The sequence below is a fragment of the Ignavibacteria bacterium genome, assembly GCA_016873845.1.
Lineage (GTDB): Bacteria > Bacteroidota > Ignavibacteria > Ch128b > Ch128b > JAHJVF01.
Genome location: VGVX01000010.1, coordinates 32,974 through 49,036 on the forward strand (window position 1 = coordinate 32,974; position 16,063 = coordinate 49,036).

The 16,063-nt window shown below is 37.8% G+C and carries 15 protein-coding genes and 4 tRNA genes; 1 reads left to right on the plus strand and 18 read right to left on the minus strand.

Translation table 11 applies throughout. From position 1 onward, the window contains the following. Positions 1 to 15: 15 nt before the first annotated feature. The 18 genes from rpoB to FJ213_04155 form a co-directional block, all read right to left on the minus strand. Positions 16 to 3,774 carry a DNA-directed RNA polymerase subunit beta gene (gene rpoB, locus FJ213_04070; GenBank protein ID MBM4175337.1) on the minus strand — a complete coding sequence of 1,253 codons (3,759 nt, stop codon included), beginning with the start codon at positions 3,772 to 3,774 and terminating at the stop codon, positions 16 to 18. Positions 3,775 to 3,892: 118 nt separating this feature from the next. Next, entirely contained in the window at positions 3,893 to 4,273 is a 381-nt protein-coding gene (locus tag FJ213_04075; GenBank protein MBM4175338.1) for a 50S ribosomal protein L7/L12, read from the minus strand. 23 nt (positions 4,274 to 4,296) lie between these two features. Further along, entirely contained in the window at positions 4,297 to 4,821 is a 525-nt protein-coding gene (locus FJ213_04080) for a 50S ribosomal protein L10 (GenBank protein MBM4175339.1), read from the minus strand. A gap of 74 nt (positions 4,822 to 4,895) precedes the next feature. Further along, positions 4,896 to 5,594, minus strand: coding sequence for a 50S ribosomal protein L1 (locus FJ213_04085; GenBank protein ID MBM4175340.1), 699 nt, complete (start codon positions 5,592 to 5,594; stop codon positions 4,896 to 4,898). A gap of 18 nt (positions 5,595 to 5,612) precedes the next feature. Next, positions 5,613 to 6,038 (minus strand): 50S ribosomal protein L11, encoded by a 426-nt coding sequence (gene rplK, locus FJ213_04090; GenBank protein MBM4175341.1) that lies wholly within the window; start codon positions 6,036 to 6,038, stop codon positions 5,613 to 5,615. Positions 6,039 to 6,054: 16 nt separating this feature from the next. Further along, positions 6,055 to 6,588: a transcription termination/antitermination factor NusG gene (gene nusG / locus FJ213_04095; GenBank protein MBM4175342.1), complete on the minus strand. Its 534-nt coding sequence runs from the start codon at positions 6,586 to 6,588 to the stop codon at positions 6,055 to 6,057. A 3-nt stretch (positions 6,589 to 6,591) separates the two neighbouring features. After that, on the minus strand, positions 6,592 to 6,774 hold the full coding sequence (gene secE / locus FJ213_04100) for a preprotein translocase subunit SecE (GenBank protein ID MBM4175343.1): 183 nt from the start codon (positions 6,772 to 6,774) through the stop codon (positions 6,592 to 6,594). 17 nt (positions 6,775 to 6,791) lie between these two features. Next, positions 6,792 to 6,865, minus strand: a tRNA-Trp gene (locus FJ213_04105). A gap of 5 nt (positions 6,866 to 6,870) precedes the next feature. Continuing rightward, the gene (gene rpmG / locus FJ213_04110; GenBank protein MBM4175344.1) at positions 6,871 to 7,020 is read right to left on the minus strand and encodes a 50S ribosomal protein L33; all 150 of its coding nucleotides are present in this window, start codon (positions 7,018 to 7,020) and stop codon (positions 6,871 to 6,873) included. A gap of 20 nt (positions 7,021 to 7,040) precedes the next feature. After that, positions 7,041 to 7,116, minus strand: a tRNA-Thr gene (locus FJ213_04115). A gap of 65 nt (positions 7,117 to 7,181) precedes the next feature. After that, positions 7,182 to 7,258 (minus strand) — tRNA-Gly (locus FJ213_04120). An 87-nt stretch (positions 7,259 to 7,345) separates the two neighbouring features. Further along, positions 7,346 to 7,432, minus strand: a tRNA-Tyr gene (locus tag FJ213_04125). Between the two features lie 120 nt (positions 7,433 to 7,552). Next, positions 7,553 to 9,094 (minus strand): YifB family Mg chelatase-like AAA ATPase, encoded by a 1,542-nt coding sequence (locus FJ213_04130; protein MBM4175345.1) that lies wholly within the window; start codon positions 9,092 to 9,094, stop codon positions 7,553 to 7,555. 188 nt (positions 9,095 to 9,282) lie between these two features. Next, positions 9,283 to 9,777: an NADH-quinone oxidoreductase subunit I gene (locus FJ213_04135; GenBank protein ID MBM4175346.1), complete on the minus strand. Its 495-nt coding sequence runs from the start codon at positions 9,775 to 9,777 to the stop codon at positions 9,283 to 9,285. Positions 9,778 to 9,791: 14 nt separating this feature from the next. Next, a complete protein-coding gene (nuoH, locus tag FJ213_04140) occupies positions 9,792 to 10,811 on the minus strand; it encodes an NADH-quinone oxidoreductase subunit NuoH (GenBank protein MBM4175347.1) in 1,020 nt (339 codons plus the stop codon). 3 nt (positions 10,812 to 10,814) lie between these two features. Continuing rightward, positions 10,815 to 12,503 (minus strand): 2Fe-2S iron-sulfur cluster binding domain-containing protein, encoded by a 1,689-nt coding sequence (locus FJ213_04145; protein ID MBM4175348.1) that lies wholly within the window; start codon positions 12,501 to 12,503, stop codon positions 10,815 to 10,817. 27 nt (positions 12,504 to 12,530) lie between these two features. After that, positions 12,531 to 13,766 (minus strand): pyridoxal phosphate-dependent aminotransferase, encoded by a 1,236-nt coding sequence (locus FJ213_04150; protein MBM4175349.1) that lies wholly within the window; start codon positions 13,764 to 13,766, stop codon positions 12,531 to 12,533. A gap of 14 nt (positions 13,767 to 13,780) precedes the next feature. Continuing rightward, positions 13,781 to 15,031 carry an insulinase family protein gene (locus FJ213_04155; protein MBM4175350.1) on the minus strand — a complete coding sequence of 417 codons (1,251 nt, stop codon included), beginning with the start codon at positions 15,029 to 15,031 and terminating at the stop codon, positions 13,781 to 13,783. A gap of 762 nt (positions 15,032 to 15,793) precedes the next feature. Between FJ213_04155 and FJ213_04160 the strand changes: the two genes are divergently transcribed. After that, positions 15,794 to 16,000, plus strand: a complete 207-nt coding sequence (locus tag FJ213_04160) for a hypothetical protein (GenBank protein ID MBM4175351.1) — start codon at positions 15,794 to 15,796, stop codon at positions 15,998 to 16,000. Positions 16,001 to 16,063 lie beyond the last annotated feature (63 nt).

Below are 16,063 nucleotides of genomic sequence, written 5' to 3' on the forward strand. Positions count from 1 at the left end.
TCTTTTAAAAAGTATTTATTCATGTTCAACATTAAATTCTAAACATAAACCTTGAAGCTCTCTTGTCAGAACATTAAATGATTCTGGGATGCTAGCTTCAGTAAGGTTTTCACCTTTTACGATCGCTTCATAAATTTTTGCACGACCTATAACATCGTCACTCTTTACTGTGAGAATTTCTTGCAGTGTATTTGCTGCGCCGTAAGCTTCGAGTGCCCAAACTTCCATTTCACCAAATCGCTGTCCACCAAACTGAGCTTTTCCGCCGAGTGGCTGCTGAGTGATAAGCGAGTAAGGTCCAATTGAACGTGCATGGAGTTTGTCATCAACTAAATGCGAGAGTTTCATCATATAAATGACACCAACGGTAACAGGCCTGTCGAAAGCTTCTCCAGAACGCCCATCATATAATGTTGTGTTCGCATTGACTTCCGCTTTATTCATAAATCCTTGAATATCTTCCCATTTGGCACCGTCGAAGATGTGAGTTGCAAACTTCACTCCAAGTTTTTGTGCAACTAAACCAAGTGCGCATTCATACAATTGCCCAAGGTTCATTCTTGAAGGAACGCCAAGAGGATTTAAAATTATATCTACAGACTGTCCTTCAGGCGTATAAGGCATATCTTCGGAAGGAACAACTTTTGCAATTACACCTTTATTTCCATGACGACCTGCCATTTTATCTCCAACGGAGATTTTTCTTTTCTTCGCAACAAATACTTTGGCCAATTGTACTATTCCGGGGGGTAGTTCATCACCGGTTTGTATCTTAGCTTTTTGTCTTTTATAAATTTCTTCTACTTCTTCAAGCTTTATTTTATAATTTTGATATAATTTCTTGACAAGAGAATTCTTCTTTCTGCCATTCATCCAATCGCTTTCGAAGTCCAAATTGTGAATGTCATCACCGAGCGATTCAAAGTTACTTTGTTTTAATCCCGTGCCGCTTCTTATTGCTGTACTTCCATCTTTGAACTTGATCCCTAAAGATTCTTCACCATCGCAAATCGCACCAAGTCTCTCGGCAAATTTATCTTTTAATTCAAGAGTATTTCGCTTGAGTTCCTTATCAAGATTTTCGAGTGCTTTCTTCTCTTCCTTTTTACCTTCGGCATCTTTTCGTTTTCTGCTGAATAATTTAGTTGCAACCACCACACCTTTCATACCAGGATTCGCTCTCAGCGATGCATCTTTTACGTCACCAGCTTTATCACCGAAAATCGCCTTTAATAATTTTTCTTCTGGTGTTGGATCCGTTTCACCCTTTGGAGTAATTTTCCCGATTAATATATCATTTTCTTTTACTTCAACACCGACACGGATGATACCATTTTCGTCTAGATCTTTTGTTGCATCTTCACTAACATTTGGGATTTCGCGAGTAAGCTCTTCTTCGCCACGTTTTGTTTCTCGTACTTGGAGTTCGAACTCCTCAATATGAATTGAGGTGTAAACATCATCTGCAACGAGACGTTCATTCACGATAATAGCATCCTCGAAATTATATCCTCTCCAAGGCATATATGCGACTAGAACATTTCTTCCTAAAGCAAGTTCACCTTGCTCGGTACCGAAACCATCGGCCAATACTGCACCTTTCTCGAATTTTGAACCTTCTAGTACAATTGGTTTCTGGTTTAAACATGTGTCTTGATTTGTCCGCTGGAATTTAGTCAGATCATAATTAACAATGTTCTTTTCATGGAATGAAGTTAATTTTTCATCTTCCGTCATATCGTATTCAACAGTAATGTGAGTTGAATCACACGAAAGCACAACACCACTCGTTTCAGCAACTATCATCGCACGAGAGTCTAAAGCAACTTTATGTTCCATTCCTGTTCCGACAAGCGGAGATTTTGGTGAGAATAATGGAACCGCTTGACGCTGCATGTTGCTGCCCATAAGTGCACGGTTAGCATCATCATGCTCAAGAAATGGAATCAGTGCAGCAGCCGGACTTACAATCTGACTTGGAGCAACATCCATATAATCAATGTTTGCTGGTTCAGTATCAGGAAAATCTCCCTTAAATCTTGATTTCACTCTTTCATTTACAAATTTGCTTTTTTCATCGAGTACAGCATTTGCCTGCGCAATTGTAACTTCATCTTCTCTCTCGGCAGTAAGGTATTCTACTTCGTCGGTTGCCTGGTTCTTTGCAACTTTTCTGTAGGGAGTTTCAATGAAACCAAATCTGTTTATTCTAGAGTAAATGCAAAGTGATGAGATTAATCCAATGTTTGGACCTTCGGGAGTTTCGATTGGACATAATCGTCCATAATGAGTGTAGTGAACGTCACGAACTTCGAATCCTGCCCGCTCTCTTGTAAGACCACCTGGTCCTAAAGCACTCAACCTTCTCTTATGAGTCAACTCGGCGAGTGGATTAGTTTGATCTAAGAATTGTGATAATTGATTTGTACCAAAGAACGCATTAACCACGCTTGAAATCGTTCTTGCATTGACTAAATCCTGAGGAGTGAAGTTTTCGGATTCGCGTAAGTTCATTCTTTCTTTGATCGTTCTTGCAAGACGTGCAAATGCTACATTAAATTGAGAAGTTAATTGCTCACCAACAGTTCTGACTCTACGATTTCCTAAATGATCAATATCATCGACAGAACGTTTTTGGTCTTTAAGCTCAATTAAATATTTGATAATAGTATGAATATCTTCTTTTGTTAGAATTGTAATGTCGCCTGGCACAGTCAATCCAAGCTTTGTGTTCATTCTGTGACGACCAACTTCTCCAAGATCATATCTCTTTGGATTGAAAAACAATTTATCGATCAATCCGCGGGCTGTTTCTAAATCCGGCGCTTCTGTTGAACGCAGTTGTTTATAAATTGCTTCAAGAGCTTCATCTTCGCTTCTTGAAATATCTTTACCGAGAGTATTAATAATGATATGCCCATCAATCGGCTGATCATCTTTAATAAATTTGATCGCTTTGATTCCTGCTTTCTTTGCTCTCTTGAGAGCTTCTTCAGTAAATTCAGAATCTTTGAAAGCAAAAATTTCACCAGTTGAGAAATCGATTAAATCGTTTCCTAATTTTTTACCAATGAATTTTTTTATGTCACTCTTATCTACATCAACTTCGTCGGCCAATTCAAAAAGTTCGAGTATCTGTTCATCAGAGGAATATCCAAGTGCGCGTAATAACGTAGTAGCTGGAAACTTTTTTCGACGGTCGATATAGACATACATTACATTCTGAATATCCGTCGCGAATTCAACCCAAGAACCTCTAAAAGGAATTATTCGAGCTGTGTAAATCATCGTACCATTTGGATGGCGTGATTCAGCGAATACTACTCCAGGTGAACGGTGCAGCTGACTAACGATAGTTCTCTCGGCACCATTTATAATGAAGGTTCCTTTCTCTGTCATAAAAGGAAGATTTCCAAGATACACACCTTGTTCAATAGACTCGGCAAATTCTTGCGAATCCAAATCCTTGATCGACAGCCTAAGTTTTGCTTTTAATGGACAGGCAAAAGTCAATCCACGTTCTTGGCATTCAGTGATAGTGAATCTTGGTTTCTCAAGATAGTATTCAACAAAATCTAATTTGAAATTCTCGCGGGTATCGTAAATAGGAAAGTTCGCAAGAAAAACACTCTGTAAGCCTTTATTTTCTCTCCCAGTTGGAGGAATGTTAGCTTGTAAAAAATCTTCGTATGAACTTAATTGTACCGCAAGTAAATCAGGAGTATCAATAACCGGTTTGATCTTCGAGAATGATATTCGTTCTGACAATTTAATTCTCCATTAACTTGATAAAATATTGTATTTCATATAAACGCAATAAAACGGAAAAATGATGAGTCGATTTTTCAACTCATCACTTCCCGTTTTAGTAAAAAAATTATAAGCAAAAAGATTACTTAAGCTCGACTGAACCGCCAGCTTCTTCAATCTCTTTCTTTATTTTTTCAGCTTCATCTTTGCTGATAGCTTCTTTAACAGGTTTTGGTGCACCGTCAACTAAGTCTTTAGCTTCCTTTAAACCTAATCCAGTATGTGATCTAACTACTTTAATAACATTAATTTTTTGTGCACCTGCACTGGTTAACATAACTGTGAATTCAGTTTTTTCCTCTTGCGCTGGAGCTGCCGCGCCACCTGCTGGGCCTGCTGCCATAACAACCGGAGCTGCTGCTGTCACACCGAACTCATCTTCTAATGCCTTCTTCAATTCTGCTGCTTCAATTAATGTTAAGCCTTTAATCTGTTCAACTAATCCGGCAATTTTTTCTGACATTTTAATCTCCTAAAATAAAATTTTTAATTTGATTCTTTTTTATTTGCAATTGCATCTAAAACACCAACTAGATCGCGCATAACTGCATTGATTGATCCAACAATTCCACTGATTGGTGATTGCAGACTTCCTAAAATTCCAGCAATAATTTCTGGTTTTGTTTGAAGTGATGCAATTTCATTAAGCTTAGATCCATCGTAAAAACTGCTCTCGATGTAGCATGCTTTAAGATCAAGCTTGTTAAATTTATCTTTGTACTTTTTGATTATTTTTGCTGGTGCGACAGGATCATCAGAGCTAATAGCAACACTTGTCATCCCTACAAAATAATCTTTAAGCTTGTCAAATTTATTGGCTTCATCAATCGCTCGTTTCGCGAGAGTATTCTTGATGACTTTGTATTCAACTTTTGATTTGCGGAATTCTCTTCGAAGTTCGCTAACTTCTTCGACAGTAATTCCGGTATAATCAATCAAATACAAAGCCGAAGTATTTTGAAACTTCTCGGCAAAATTTGAGATTATTTCCGCCTTTTCTGTTTTGTTCATAGTATTTCCTGTCTGAACTTTACACTTGTTATCTAAATATAGAAGCTATTTATGAGTGCGTAAATTCTTATTTATTAGAGCGCAGCAACTTCATTGCGATCAATCCGCACACCTGGACTCATCGTACTTGACATATAAACGCTCTTGACATATTGACCCTTCGCAGAGGAAGGTTTCAATTTAACAATCATGCTTAAGAAAGCTTTCAAATTTTCTTGCAGCTTGGTTTCATCAAAAGAAGATTTTCCAATTGAAGCATGTACAATTCCGGCTTTATCTACACGGAATTGAATTTTTCCGGCTTTGACTTCTTTTACAACTTTACTAATATCGTTGGTTACAGTTCCGCTCTTTGGATTCGGCATTAAACCGCGTGTTCCAAGAATCTTTCCAAGTTTACCAACTTCAGACATAACATCTGGAGTTGCGATCACGATATCGAAATCAAACCATCCTTCTTGTATTTTCTTGATCATTTCATCAAATCCGACATGATCGGCACCTGCTTCTTTTGCTTCTTCTTCTTTCGCACCTTTAGTTAGTACTAAAACTCTTACTTTTTTTCCGGTGCCATGCGGTAAAACAACAGTTCCACGAACCATTTGATCAGAATGTCGTGGATCAACACCAAGTCTCACTGCTACATCAACTGATTCATCAAACTTACAATTAGAAAGTCCCTTGACTAAATCGATTGCTTCATTAATTTTATAATCTTTTTTTGAATCAACTTTCTTAAAATTTTCTTTTGATCTTTTGCTTACTTTCATAATCAACCTTTATAAATATGATTAGCCTTCAACTAAAATTCCCATGCTTCTTGCAGTCCCTTCGACCATACTCATTGCATGATCAACGTCGTTTGCATTTAAGTCAGGCATTTTCAATGTGGCAATTTCTCTAACTTGATCTTTTGTAACTTTTGCGACTTTATTTCTATTTGGTTCTGGTGAACCCTTTTCAAGCTTTGCTGCTTTCAATAATAAAATAGAAGCAGGCGGGGTTTTAGTAATAAATGTAAATGATTTATCCGAATAAACTGTAATCACAACTGGAATGATTAAACCAGCTTTGTCTGAAGTCTTTGCGTTAAACTGCTTGCAAAACTCCATTATATTCACACCTTTTTGACCTAATGCCGGTCCAACAGGTGGTGAAGGATTTGCTTGACCTGCAGGAATTTGAAGCTTAATAAAACCAGTTACTTTCTTTGCCATAAAAAATTCTCTCTAATTATTTTTCTAACTCAGCTTGAATGAAGTCAAGCTCCACAGGAGTTTTCCTCCCGAAGATGCTAACCATTACTTTCAGTTTCATTTTTTCGTTATTTACTTCTTGAACGACACCATTGAAATTATTAAATGGTCCATCAATAATTTTAATTGCATCACCAAGACGGAATGGATTCTCTAATCTTTCACCCGTAGCTTCTTCTGTAATTTTTCCGAAAATTCGTTTGATTTCATCAGCATGAAGAGTCTGCGGATTATTTCGATTGCCTAAAAATCCCATTACCGATGGGACACTAAGAATAATATCTATTATTTTTTTATCCAGGATCGCTTCTATCAAAACATATCCTGGGAAAAAACTTTTGCTCTTACTTTTCTTCTTTCCGTCTTTTACTTCAAATACTTTTTCTGTAGGGATCAGAACCTGTTTAATGTAATCCTGCAAACTCTGATATTCGATTTCGTTTTCGAGAGCAGTCTTCACACGTTTCTCATGTCCAGAATAAGTTCTAACTACATACCACTTATGAGTCATTGCCTAGAACAATCCCTTAATTAGATTACTTAATATCATATCAATGGCATAAACAAACGCTGCCAGAATAACACAAGTGACAATAACAATAACTGTCGACTCTCTTAGTTCGTCTTTTGTAGGCCAAGTGACTTTTTTCATTTCTTTAACGACATCGGAAAAGAAGTTTATTATTTTTTCTTTCATATAAATACCTGTTTGTGCACGTCAGGAGGGACTCGAACCCCCAACCTGCGGTTTTGGAGACCGCTGCTCTAGCCAATTGAGCTACTGACGTAGAACTTATTTGGTCTCTTTATGAGTTGTATGTTTGTTACACCACTTACAAAACTTTTTAAATTCAACTCTGCCGGAGTGCAACTTTTTGTTTTTAGTTGTTGTGTAATTTCTTCTCTTACACTCTGTACATTCTAATGTTATTATATCTCTCATCGTCTTCTATTTTTTCTTTGTTGAGCTTGCGACCGGGATTGAACCGGTGACCTCTTCCTTACCAAGGAAGTGCTCTACCAACTGAGCTACGCAAGCTTGTTGATTGAGCGAGTGATTTGATTTCTTTGAAGCGAAGACTTTTTAGAATTCACAATCTCTCTTCGAGCGGGAGACGGGACTCGAACCCGCGACCAACAGCTTGGAAGGCTGTGACTCTAGCCAACTGAGTTACTCCCGCAGCATGTGCATTACAAAATTTAAAGAACAACTTATCTCACATTATTAGATTGTATTTTAGAGATAAGTTGAATATTTAGTTAATATGTTGTGGGTAGCGAGGGATTCGAACCCCCAAAGGCATTTGCCAACGGATTTACAGTCCGCCCCGGCTCTCCAACTCCGGCGTCTACCCGTAAAAATCCAATTTTGAGCTTACAAGTTTATTAAAAAAAAGTGTCAAATGCAATAATGTTTAGTCCATAAGAAAGGAAAAAAATTATTATAGGGAAATTATTTATTATGGTATGATTTTTTATTGAGAAAACCAGCTATTTCTATCCAAGCTGCGGTATTGAATTGCTTCGCTTAGATGTTGAGGTAAGATTTTTTCGTTACCCTCAAGATCAGCAATAGTCCGAGAAACCTTAAGAATTCTATCATACGCCCTGGCAGAAAGACCGAGTTTTGTGATGGCGGTTTTTAGCAGCTCTTCACCCGCTGAATCTATCGAGCAAAACTTTTTTACAAGCTTATTCGTCATTCCAGAATTAGAATAAATTCCTTCGACCTCACTAAATCTTTTCAGTTGCACCATCCTTGCAGTTGTTACTCGATCTCGAATTTCTTTTGACGATTCTGCGGAACTTGATGACATTAGCTCCTTAAACTTAACCGCATGTACTTCGATATGAATATCAATTCTATCTAAAAGCGGTCCGGATATTCTTGAAAGATATTTTTGAATTTGCTGCGGAGTACAAGTACACTCTTTTGTTGGATCTGTAAAAAAACCGCACGGACATGGATTCATTGCAGTGACGAGCATGAAGTTCGAGGGAAACTCCAGAGTCATTTTTGATCTGCTTATTGTTACTCTTCGATCTTCAAGCGGCTGACGCAAAACTTCGAGAACATTTTTTTTAAACTCAGGAAGCTCATCCAAAAATAAAACTCCATTATGTGAATACGAAACTTCACCTGGACGCGGGATAGTTCCTCCGCCAATTAGAGCAACGTCCGAGGTTGTATGATGCGGACTTCTGAATGGACGGTTTGTTACAAGCGGACTATCAAATTGAAGTAAGCCGGCAACTGAGTGGATTTTTGTTGTCTCCAATGCTTCTTCAAAAGTTAGAGTTGGTAAAATTGATGGAAGTCTTCGCGCGAGCATAGTTTTTCCTGAACCAGGCGGACCAATCATTAAAATATTATGTGAGCCGGCTGCAGCAACTTCTAAGGCACGTTTCACATTCTCCTGCCCTTTGACTTCAGAAAAGTCGAACGAGTAATCCAAAGCGTGTTTGAAAACTTCATTTACATCTGTTCGCAGCGGAGCAGCAGATTCAATATTGTTCAACAGATTAATGCATTCGCCGAGCCCACTCACTGAGTAAACATCAAGTCCATCGACAATAGAAGCTTCGAGTGCGTTTTTCTCCGGGAGAATAATTCCTTTGAATCCTTCTTTTCTTGCTCGGATGCAAATCGGAAGAACACCGCGTATTGGACGCAAAAATCCATCGAGTGAAAGTTCACCGAGAATTAAGTACTTATCAAGATTTTGAAGTTCAATAGAACCATTGCATTGGAGAATGCTTAATGCAATTGGAAGATCAAATGAGCTGCCCTCTTTTTTGATATCAGCAGGTGCAAGATTTATCGTTATTTTTTTACTCGGAAATGTGTATTCAGAATTTTTTATCGAGGCAAAAACTCTTTCACGGCTTTCTTTTACTGCACTGTCAGGCAGACCAACAATTGTGAACGACGGAACTTGATTCTCGATGTGAGTTTCAACTTCGATGATGAATGCGTCTATGCCGTATGTCGCTGCACAAAAAACTTTGGCGAACATGCTCTTTAACTTTTTTGGCTAAGTTAATTAATGGTAAGTGATTTTACAATATTGAATGCAATTTTAAATTTTTAACCGAGTTTGATCATTGTGACCCCTTGTGAAAGAAAAAAAAATCACCACAGAGTTACACAGAGTACCACAAAGCGCACAGAGAAAAGTTTGAGCAAAAAAATATAACTATTAGATTATCTATACTTTCTTAAAAACTCAATTCGGTCTTTAAGTTTTTCGACCGGAGTAAGAAGTTTATCTTTACCGTAAATGGCATCTTTATAATTTAAGAAGGTGAGTTCGTAATCTTTGCTCATTACAATAGCTTCTTCTGGGCAGACTTCTTCACAGAATCCACAGAAGATGCATCTAAGCATATTTATTTCGAACCGTTCGGGATATCGTTCCTTTTCATCAATTGTCTCAGCGGCTTGAACATCAATTGCAAGTGCAGGACAAACACGCGAACATAAACTACAGGCAACGCATCTTTCTTTTCCACCATCTTCAACTAGAACAGGTCTGCCGCGGTAGGATTCCGGCTGCACATATTTTACTTCCGGATATTGACGGGTGAATTTCGGACTGACAAGATGCTTCAGTGTCAACAGCATTCCTTTTACAATTTCCGGAATGTAAAGTTTTTCAAGCAGAGTTAAATCTTTAAGTCTTTTCTTTACAACAGCCATTCGATATCCTCTGATTAAATCTTAAAAACATAAATTAAGAATGCAACCCAAATTAAGTTTACCAGCGACAGCGGAAGCATAACTTTCCAGCCGAGGTTCATCAATTGATCGTAACGAAATCTTGGGATACTCCATCTCACCCAAATAAAAACAAAAAGAACGCACAGAACTTTTGCAATAAAAGAAAACACTTGTAGCAATACGGTTAAGCCTGAACTTAATCCGAATTCCTGAGCGTACGGAAACTGCCAGCCGCCGAGATATAATGAGACAATCAATGCACTCGCGACTATCATGTTTGCATACTCCGCCAGAAAGAACATTGCGAACTTCAAGCTGCTGTATTCTGTATGATAACCTCCGACAAGTTCAGGTTCTGCCTCAGGAAGATCGAACGGAAGACGATTGGTTTCTGCAAATGCTGAAACTACAAAAGTAATAAATCCAATCGGTTGGAGAACTGCCATCCACATCCATCCGTATTGATACTCAACTATGTTTGAAATGCTGAGTGAACCTGCGAGCATTAAAACTCCAACAACCGAAATTCCCATCGATAATTCATAGCTGATCATTTGTGCAGCGGAACGCAATCCGCCGAGCAGAGAATATTTATTATTCGACGACCATCCACTGAGAGTCAAACCATAAACTCCGATCGATGTGAAAGCGAGAATGAATAAAATTCCAGCATCCACATCTGCAACAACAAGCTTAACTTTATATCCAAGAAGTTCGACTTCGGGTCCGATCGGAATGACTGCATAAGTCGAGAGTGCAATCGTTAACGAAATGATCGGTGCGAATGCATGAATGACCTTATTTGCTGCAAGCGGAACAATATCTTCTTTGAAAAAGAGTTTCAGAACATCGGCCGGTGCTTGAAGCAAACCAAACCAGCCGACACGATTGGGTCCGACACGGTCTTGTATCCATGCACTTATCTTTCTTTCAAAATAGACCAAGTAGGTTACTGTAAATAATATTGCTCCAATTGCAATAATAATTTTACCAAGAGCGATCAAAATTTCCATTTATCACACCGGAATTTTTTCTTGAATTTTTTTGTAGCTTTTTAATTTTACGCCATTGCTTCCGAGCTTATCGTAATCTAGATCTTTAAATTCTTTATTGACTTCACACAACTCAATGAATACGTCTTCAGAAGTTTCGAAATTGAATTTTACCCCTAAAGCATTCGCGAGCTTTGTGATTATCTTCCATGAAGAAAATGCATTCATCTTTTTTGATTTTCCCCATCGGTCGAATTCTGTACCGAACTTATCCAATCGGCTTAGATTCATTCCTTCCAAGCTTCGATCCATTTCGACAGTCATAACGGCAGGACGAATCCGCTGTGCTTGACCTTCGAAATTCACGAACACACCATTCTTTTCAGCGAACGCTGCTGCCGGAAAAACAATGTGAGCATATTTGGTCGACTCATTAAAATTCGAAGCAAGTATAATAAACAGATCTAAGTTTTCAGTTAAAGTAACATTCTCAGAAGAGAGTGCAACGAAATCTTCTTCCATGGAGATTAAGCAGCGGATCGATTTGTTTTTAATTCCCTCAATGATTTGCGAGAAGTTCATCCCATCTTTTTGAGGAACGACACCGGCGAGTTTTGCACCAAGCGAGTTCGGAGTTTTGTCTTCACGAATTAAGATTTCATCTTCATCTCCCGGATGAATATGTTCAACCAAATCTAAATTTTTTGTACGAAGAACATTTTTTGCGAATTTAAGCAAGGCATAGTTATCTTCCACTGTTCCAAAGGAAGAACCAATTACAGCTATTTCAGACGGTTTGAATCGTTTCAACTCTGAAACAGATTTGCTAATGGCTTCATCCCATCCGACGGAAGTTAGTTCACCGCTTTTTCGAATTCTGGGTCCGTCGATCCTCGATCCTGCATTAACATGTTTGAAAGAATTGATTCTGCCGTTGTCGCACATCCAATAATCGTTTACTTCTTCATTAAATCGTGGTGTGAGCCGTAGAATTTCATTGTTGCGGGTCCAAACATCGATGCTGCATCCGCGCGAGCAGCCGGGACAGATGCTTAGAGTTGATGACATATCCCAAACCCGTGCTTTAAATCTAAAATCGATATTCGTCAATGCACCTACGGGACAAATATCCACCACATTCAACGAATATGGATTATCAAAATCTTTACCCGGAAAAGTTTCGATTGTAACGCGATCTCCTCTTTGCACAAACGTGAGTTGATCTTCCTTCGCAATTTCTTTTGAGAATCGGATACAACGTGAGCACGAAATGCACCTTTCTGCATCGAACATTACATATGGACCGAGCTTTACTCTTTTTGGCTTGTGATTTTTTTCTTCGATGAATCTGCTTTCACCGGTTCCGTGATGATATGCATAATCTTGCAGTTTGCATTCACCTGCTTCGTCACAAATTGGGCAATCGAGTGGATGATTGATCAGCAAAAATTCCATGACATGTTCGCGTCCAAAGACCGCTTTTTCGGAATCGACATGAACTATCATTCCGTCCATACAAGTAGTCGAACATGCAATTGCAAGTTTTGGAATTTTCTCAATTTCAACTAAGCACATTCTGCAATTCCCTGATACTGATAATCTCGGATGCCAGCAGTAATGCGGAATATTTATTCCGTTCCTTTCGGCAACTTCGATGACAGTTTCGCCGGGGGTAAATTCGTATTGTTTATTATTTATTGTTAAAGTCGGCATTCTTATTCCTATAATTCAAACAACAAATTATGAACCAAATTTCTCTTTATAAATCTCTAAAGCAATCTTCAAGATATTCAAACATCTTTTCATTTCATCCACATTCAACATAAACGCTAAACGGACTTCATTCATTCCTTTGTCAGGCGTGGCGTAAAAACCTTGGGCCGGGGCTAATAATATCGTTTCGTTCTCATATTCAAATTCTTCAATCAGCCATTTCGAAAAATGTTCTGAGTCTTTTACTGGCAGTCCAATTACGATATAAAAAGCTCCTTCGGGTTTGTAGAAAGTAACACCCGGAATATCCTTCAAACATTCGTGAACGACATCTCTTCTTTTTCTAAATTCATCTACTATCGGTTTGGTAAATTTTTCCGGTGAATTTAACAACGGAATTACTGCAAGCTGTTCGATAGTTGCCACACAAAGCCTTGCCATTCCAAATTTAAATGCACTTTGGATAACATCTTTATTATGACTTGCAATCACACCGATTCTTGCACCGCAAACGTTAAAACGTTTAGAACAACTATCTAATAAAATTGTCTGTTGAGAGACTTCCGGGAAATCCATCACGCTTATAAATTCGCTGTCGTAAGCAAATTCGCGGTAGACTTCATCGCACAGCAGAAATAAATTATGTTTTTTTACAAGTTCGACAACACCTTCAAGCTCCATTCTTGAGTAAATTGCACCAGTTGGATTTGAAGGATTGTTTAAAAGTATTCCTTTAGTTTTTGGCGTGATGTATTTTTCAATAATTTCTTTAGACGGGAGATGAAAGCCATTTTCAATGCTCAGCGGAACAGCACTCAATTTTACGTCTGATAAAGTTGCGAATCCATTATAATTAGTATAAAACGGCTCGAAGACAATAATTTCATCATTCGCATCGCATATCGAACACATTGCGAAAATAATCGCTTCCGAACCACCTGCAGTTACGATCATTTCGCTTTCTTCAAATTCAATTCCATAATGTTTGAAATATGTTTTCCATGCAGTCAAAGTTTCAGCAATCCCGTTTGATGGTGCGTAAGCAATAGTACGCTGCTGACGTTTTTGAATTTCATTGAAAACTTCCGGATCGGTTGGAAGATCAGGCTGACCAATATTCAAAAAATAGATTTTCACTCCCTGCTTTTTCCTCGCATCTGCGATTGCCGCAAGTTTTCTCAGTGGAGAAGCCTGCATTGATTTCGCACGTTCGGAGATCTGCGGCACTTTTGTTTCTCTCTTTATTTCTTTAGCGATTTCCATTTGTTCCTCACCTCTTAGTTCATTGTAACGCTGTTCTTCGGTTCGATTGTAACAGTTGTAAATGAACTTCTATCGAATAATTCTTTAGCCAAGTTCTGAATCCCTTCAGAAGTTATAGAATCAACTTCTGCAAAAATCTCATCGATTGACTTCACACGATTAAAATATAACTCAGATGTTGCCAGATGAATCATTTTCGATGATGTGCTTTCCAATCCGAGCGATATAGTTCCCTTGATGTGTTCTTTGACTTTTTTCAATTCTGATTTGCTGATTGGATTATTTTTCAACTTATTTAATTCATTCCATATCAAGTCAATAGAACGGTCACGATTTCTTGGTGAAGTGCAAATGTAAACTCCGAATGTCGACGAGTCATAATAACTGCTTAAAAACGAATAAACATTGTATGCGAATCCATATTTTTCTCTAATATTAAGAAAAAGTCTGCTGCTTGTTCCCCCACCGAGTATAGTATTGAGCGCTGCAAGATTGGTTCGATTGCTATTCTTCACACCAAACGTTTTTCTGCCAAGACAGATGTGAACTTGGTTTATGTCCTTTTCCATTCGTAATGATTTTGAACGATTATTCAATCTTGGTTTCGATCTTGAAAAATCATTGAGTCTATTTTTTGACGAACTAAAATAATTATTCGCCAGGCTAACAATTTTCTCGTGCTCTATATCACCAACCGCTGAGATGATCATTCTTGAAGGAATGTACTTCTCTTCAATAAAATTTTGTAAGTGTTTTTGAGTAAAGTTTTCTAGATTCTTTTTGGTGCCAATAACCGGATAACCAAGTGGATGAGGTGAGTATAATTCAGTATCTAGGAGTTCAGGAATATGTTCTTCTGGAGTGTCTTCGTAAGTCACAAGCTCTTCTATGACGACTTGTTTCTCTTTTTCGATTTCCTTTTGTTTAAATGTTGCGGAAGTGATCAAATCAGAAAGTACATCAAAAGCTTTTGGAACTTGAGCACTCAGAGCACGGGCATAAAAACAAGTATGTTCTTTTGTTGTAAATGCATTTAAATAACCGCCATAAGCTTCGAGACTGAGAGCAATCTGCCGCGCAGTTCGTCTTTGAGTTCCCTTAAAAACACAATGTTCAATAAAATGGCTGATCCCGTTGTTAACCATGTTTTCATCACGTGAACCGACATCAATCCAAATTCCAAGTGAAAAAGATTTTACATGAGTGTTCTTTTCTGTGAGGACTTTTATACAGTTATCGAGAATAGTTTTATCGTAGAACTTCAAATCGTTTCAATTCTGTAAGAAATTTTCAAAAATTTTGTACAAATATAGAAAGATGGGCTTAGAGATTCAATTGAGAATTGGAATTGGTGATTGAAGATGGGAGATCGTAAATCGCAGATTGCAGGTCACAGATTGCAGGTCGCAGATTGCAGATTAAAGATTGCAGATTGAAGATTGAAGATTGGATATTGAAAATTTTGGTAAAGATTTTATAAAACTTCTGTCGATGCAATGAATTTTTGCGAAGACGTCTTTCACGTTGAATTAAATGTTCGGGCTATGGCTGCTCCTAAAGGCAATTATCGAGTCGTTGTAGTAAAAGATTATAGAATTATTTTCTCATACGATGACAAAGCGGTTTACCTCAAGCGGATTGCTCACCGTAAAGATATCTACAGAAATTTGGAGCTTTGAGTGTATTCTTTTTTGATTATAAAAACTTCACGCTTAATCGTGGGATTAAAAAAAATTGATTTCTAAGGACTTCGGTTCTAATTATAATTACAAATAAGTTGAAGTATTCACTTCATTGAATTAAAGATGTCATCTTTTTTCATTTCACTTCAGCAAAACTAATTTCTTTGTCTCAATAAACGATCCAGCTTGCAATGCTTCGATATAACTCACCATAAATGGTTCAATTAGATTCATCACAAGCTTGTAAAAAAATATCCTACAGATACATCACAAAACATAACTTCGATGTTTGTTTATGTCCGCAAGACTTCTTACTTTGCAGTGTGCTACTTGAAAGGAATACCTATGACCACTGAAACAATAAATATCTCCGAAGAACAATTAACAAAACTTATCGATGCTTATAAAACTATTCAAGAGTTCCTTGAATCAACAATTCCACCCAAAAAATTATATCGTGAAGAATTCTTAATTGGACTTCATGAAGCCGATGACGACATTCGAAACAAAAAGATGAACGAAATACATTCGTTCGACGATTTTATTGCATAAGAGAGTTCTTCAGCGAACAAATAGATTCGCTCGCGACCTCAAGTCTTTGCCGGAACATGTACA